A 1,179-nucleotide genomic window follows, 5' to 3' on the forward strand; every position below is an offset into this window, starting at 1 on the left:
TCGTCGTCATGCAGGCACTGTGGACCGTTCCCAGGCAGGTGGGCAACGACCGATCAGGTTTTGAGACCAGGTCTAAGGAAGGTTATGCAGCGTTTTGCCCTGATCGGCGCCGGATTCATCGGCTCCGTCCACGCCCGGAGTCTCGCGGCCCACCCGGGAGTGGATTTCCGCTACGTCTACGACGTCGACCCCGCACGCGCAGCGCACCTCGCCGCAGCCCACGGTGCCCGCGCCGCACGCTCGCTCGAGGAGGCCTTCGATCCTGCCGAGGTGGATGCCGTCTTCATCGCGTCCTCGACCGACACGCACGCGGTCAATCTTCGTCGCGCCGCCGATGCGGGGATCGCCGCGCTCGTCGAGAAGCCGATCGACCTCGACCTCCCGCAAGCCAAGGACGTGGTCGCCCATGTCGAGGCCGCCGGAATTCCTGCGATGGTGGACTTCAACCGACGCTTCGACCGCGACCACGCCGCGCTCAAACGCCTGGTCGACTCGGGCGAGCTCGGCGAGATCGCGCTCATGCAGCTCACCTCGCGCGGCCCGGCGCTGCCGCCGATCGAATACCTGAAGGTCTCGGGCGGGCAGATGCGCGATCAGGCCGTGCACTTCTTCGATCTCGTCCGCTGGATCGCGGGCTCCGACCCGATCGAAGTGCACGTGATGGGCTCGGCACTGTCGGATCCGCGGGTCGCGGAGATCGGCGACGTCGACACCTCGATCGCGACCCTGCGTCTGCCCGGCGGCGCACTCGTGCAGATCGACAGCGTGCGTCACACCGGCTATGGCTACGACGAACGCATCGAAGTCCTCGGCTCGGCCGGCATGGCCGAATCAGGACGCATGCGTGCCGGCAACGTCACACGTTTCGTCGGCTCCGCCTCCACGGGCGACGGCCTGCACGCCGGATGGTTCGAACGGGTCCAACCCACGTACGCGGCTGCACTGGCGGCGTTCGTGACAGCCCTCGACAATAACGCGACCCCACCCGCCACCCTGCGCGATGGGCTCCGCGCGCAAGCCATCGCCGAGGCCGCCACACTCTCGTTGCAAACCGGACTGCCGCAGACGATCGTTTACTGAACCCTCACCGCAACGCGGGTGTCGGGGCTTGACCCTTGATCTTGGACACGCGGTATCCAGCACGATGCTGGGGAAGCGAGAATCCAAGGATGGCCAGGA

General features: G+C 67.0%; 1 protein-coding gene. It reads left to right on the forward strand.

All coding sequences use genetic code 11. The features are described from left to right. Positions 1–84 precede the first annotated feature (84 nt). On the forward strand, positions 85–1,080 hold the full coding sequence (locus tag ACPYN7_RS17990) for a Gfo/Idh/MocA family protein (protein WP_424348554.1): 996 nt from the start codon (positions 85–87) through the stop codon (positions 1,078–1,080). Positions 1,081–1,179 lie beyond the last annotated feature (99 nt).

This window comes from Kocuria sp. CH-021, assembly GCF_049716185.1.
In the GTDB taxonomy this organism is placed as follows: Bacteria; Actinomycetota; Actinomycetes; order Actinomycetales; family Micrococcaceae; genus Kocuria; species Kocuria cellulosilytica.